The organism is Atribacterota bacterium (assembly GCA_028717805.1).
Classification (GTDB): domain Bacteria; phylum Atribacterota; class Phoenicimicrobiia; order Phoenicimicrobiales; family Stramentimicrobiaceae; genus Stramentimicrobium.
Map to the genome: position 1 here is coordinate 1 of JAQUNC010000080.1, position 4,107 is coordinate 4,107.

Below are 4,107 nucleotides of genomic sequence, written 5' to 3' on the forward strand. Positions count from 1 at the left end.
ATCTTAGCAAGGACAATTCATTATCGTCTGATTGATGTCCAGCAAATCCCCTTTTTATTCTTCAATCTTTCAGCTTTCAAATAAGATCACCAAAGAATGTAAAAAATTCTTATATAAAGTCACTCTGGTAACAATAGCATTCAATTAAAGTAACAGGATCAGGGATATCAAATTCAATAGTAGAAAATAAATAAAACTTCATTCCCACCGCTAATTTGTAATTACTTTCTTAAGAAACATTATCAAAGAAATAACTGTCAATGATAAAGATTTGACCCCTTTTATCTTTTATTCATCATCAAGTGGACATATAATCCCCCCTTTGATTTTTGTATTATACAAAATGACCTCTTCTTAAACTCTATTTCGTGTTTTATGTCAAATGGTACTATTCAATAACCATTATTTGCTATAATGTGAACTTGTGAAGTCTGTCCTTTTGCTTCTTCTGTGCCAACAGCTCACTATGGATGAGGAATGATTGCAATAATGGTAATTTCTTTTTTATTAGGTCCGTAACAAAAAAATATACGATAAGCAGAAGGAGTATTCTGTTGTGCGTAAGCTTCAAAAACTTTTTCTCCTGAAGGTCCTTTAATTGAATATATAATATGTGTTTGCAACCCCGGATGCCTGGGATTTTCCGACAGCAGAATAATTGCCTTTTTAACTGCTTTATAATCTTTATTCTTACCGGGATCTTTTTTTATCTGTATTAATGTTTTCCTGGAAGTTGGTGTGAAGTATATGTTGAATTTCATCAATCATTCCTAAAGTTCTTCAAGATTCTCAATTTTTTCTACTTTACCATCTTTTACCTCTTGCAAGCCCTTCCTTATCTGCCCAATTAATTCAGGCTTTTCATAAATCCAGGCTTCCCTGCTGGGAATAGCAGTTAAAGGTCTTAAAAGTATATCTCCATCCTGTCCGATAAAAATTTGAAATTGATTTACTTTGTTTTGTCCGGAAATTTTTTTAATAATCTTTTCTCCTAAAGTGACCCTATTTTTTGAATCTATAAACCTAATATCAAATGGTATAAATTTTTGATTATCTTTCTCTATGGTTTCATTTTTGCTCATTTTTTACCTCATAGACATTTTTTTATTATCATATCATTACGTGGGTAATTATACAAGTGGGATTGTGGTAAATTAACTGAGAAGTGTTATACAACCTCATCCAAACCAATGTCTTTGCATCTCCTCAAGAAATTCCGGGTCATCAACCGGAAATCCGGATTTAGAGCCGATAACAGCATCCACATAGCAAAAAGGACACAAGGCAGTTGCACCTTTTGGATTATCCTCATCACACCAGTTAAATATTTCATCTGGGTAAAAAGTTTGCAGACAATGAAAGCAACCACATAGTCTACTCTCCATGATTTCCTTTTTATGAAATATAGAGTGCTTATGAGCTGACTTTAAATATTCAATACTATACTTCTTTTCTTTTTTTACCTTTCTAGATTTTAGTTCTTCCACTAGAGTCCTTTTTGGCAAAAATTCAACTTCAATCTTGTCTTTTTTCTTACGCTTTTTCAGTTATTACAAAATCCCTTTGAAAGCATTATTTTTTTATATGTTAAATGGTAAAATCTAAACTTTCTATTATTCATTTTCACATTGGTTTTTTTAATCAAGTCTTTCGTTAAATTCATAGACTTAAGTTAATTGGATGTGCATAAAGTCTTCCCTCTTTCCAAAGCTTAATCGGATTTCTGATTTTTTTTATGCTAACATTTGATTTTCCAGCATTGGTGACTAAATATATAAAATATTTTTCTCCCTCTCTTCGTTCGTATAACTTCCTAGCAAATTCCCATTGAGGCCCGGTAACCTGTATCAGTTCATTGTCTTCATGTATCTTTGTTTTTACTTCAATATATTCAATTTCTTTTCTATTTTTCTTTGTCACAAAATCATAGCCTTTACCGATGTTGCTAAGTTTATTTAACCAAAATATTTCCAGCTCTTCATTGATTTTATTTACTACTTTAAATCCAAAACCTGTTTCAGCAACAGTGCCTTTCTCTTTATACTCACTTAATAAAGCATGATAAACTATCTCCTCACCATACTCTCCTATTTTCTTTACATCGTCATGATTTATCACTTCAGGAATATCTTTCACGTTATTGGTTTCTTCCGTGCCTTTTAAACCTCCACTAGTGTTTATTTCTAGCATATAACTCTGTCCACCCCGGTCAGGAGTTATAATTCTATCTGGTTTAAACTCTTTAATAGGAACATCAATCTCTCCGGGCTTATATTCTGGATTCCAATTGGTACTTTCTCCTTCTGCTTTTGGTAAATCTTTCTTTTTTTGTTTGACAATAAGCATTTTGAGGTCTTCAGCAGAAATTTCTTTTATAATCTCCAACTTATTTTTCCACTCTTCTGGCAGCTGATCATATATATCTGGTTTGAATCCGAGTTTTTCTTTTAAGAGATCAATGTTGGTACTTTTCTTTATATATTCTTCAGGTAATTCTAGAACAGTAATATCTGATGGCTTTCTACATATGTCATTCTTGTCAATTAACCATTTTTTTTGTTGTAATAGTTTTAAGAATTTAGCATCAAATATTTCTGTATAATCATAACGGTATTTCCAACGATACTCTCCCTCAAAAAATCTTTTAGCCTCATAGCTTTCTAGAGATTCAATATTTTTAAGCAAAAATGTCCAAAGTAACATTGATTTCTCAAAAGAAAATTGTTCAAAGCAATTTTCCAATCCTTCATATTTATAATCCTTTTCAGAAATATCCCTCGTCCAACCAACATATCTACCTCCATATCTTCTCGATCGTAACTCTCTTTTCTTTTCATCAGATAGATTGGCCTTGATTTCAATTCTCCTTGGTTTATCTTCAACTCCTAATCTTCTGAGAAACACTTCCAGTTTATGCTTGTCAAAATTCTTGTAAAGGAGACTATTAACAAAGTATACATCTGCGTATTCCTTAAAATAATTTATTAGATCATCATTGCTAAAATATATTTCTGTTGGCTTCTTGAGGCAAATTTCTTCTCCATTATTCTTAGAAGAGATAATTAGGGATAAGTTAGATAATTCATTTAAAAACTCTCTTTTCTTGTTTTCAGGTATTTCCTCATTTTCATAAACTTTTATAAGTTTCTCAAAATCTCTATAATAATCTCCATCTTTCTCAGGGTTTTCTTTCTGATATTTAGGCAATATAAATTCTCTGACCTCAGCAAAAAGGTCCGGTTTTTTCAATCCTAATTCTTCTAAAAACTTTAGAGAAAGATCGTTTTCTAAGAGATTCTTCTTAACGGTTTTATAATTTGTTTTATCTCCTGTGGGCAAATAAACCTGAGGGTCTCCATTATCATTAAAAGGAACTATGTGTTCACCATTTTTCAGTCTTATTATTGGTTTATTCCTCAAAATACCTGGTTGGTTGAATCTATTTTCAATCCAAAGTGACTTTTGATCTAATAATCTACTATATAAATCAATCATCCACCTGTCAGACTTGGGCTGCAAAAAATCAACATTTATTTTTCTGGCAAAACTCTCAAAATCAACTTCTTCAACTTTAAGTTCATTGATAATATAATCCCTTAATTCTCTGGTTTTATCATAAGTTATGTTGATATCTAACCAGTATTTCTTAGAAAATAATCTTTGAAGATCTTTTTGATCTAATAAATCAGGCAGGTCTTTCCCTCTGGCTAATAAAACCTCACTGGCTTTTGCGTAGATACTATCAGTTGTAGGCAACAATTTTTCATTTAAAAGCCTTTCTTTGACTTTATCGAATATTACTGAATAAACTATCTCTTTGTCTTTATTATCTGGATGTATCGGTAAAAGGTCCAAAAAATTTATATTCAAAAAACCTAAATCTCTAATAATGGATAGACTCTCAGCAATGAGTTTCGCATGTTCCCCTAATAGCTTTTTATTTTGCTTGTCTTCTAACGGAATATTTTCACGGCTTGATGTGGTTATGTATGGACCTTGAATAAGAAAATTTAAATAGGTAACTTTCTCCGTAGGGAAATAAACGACTAACTTTGAATCAGTATCTGGAACAATCATCTCTTCACCTTTTTCATTTTTGCCCAATTT

Annotated in this window: 4 protein-coding genes; all 4 read right to left on the reverse strand. The window is 31.4% G+C overall.

Translation table 11 applies throughout. The features are described 5' to 3' along the window. Window positions 1-464 precede the first annotated feature (464 nt). Window positions 465-761, reverse strand: coding sequence for a hypothetical protein (locus PHD84_10580; protein MDD5638240.1), 297 nt, complete (start codon window positions 759-761; stop codon window positions 465-467). A gap of 9 nt (window positions 762-770) precedes the next feature. Beyond that, on the reverse strand, window positions 771-1,082 hold the full coding sequence (locus tag PHD84_10585; GenBank protein MDD5638241.1) for a hypothetical protein: 312 nt from the start codon (window positions 1,080-1,082) through the stop codon (window positions 771-773). Window positions 1,083-1,178: 96 nt separating this feature from the next. Next, window positions 1,179-1,487, reverse strand: coding sequence for a hypothetical protein (locus PHD84_10590; GenBank protein MDD5638242.1), 309 nt, complete (start codon window positions 1,485-1,487; stop codon window positions 1,179-1,181). Between the two features lie 172 nt (window positions 1,488-1,659). Continuing rightward, window positions 1,660-4,107, reverse strand: a 2,448-nt coding sequence (locus PHD84_10595) for a DUF3883 domain-containing protein (GenBank protein MDD5638243.1), incomplete at its 5' end; no start/stop codon positions are given.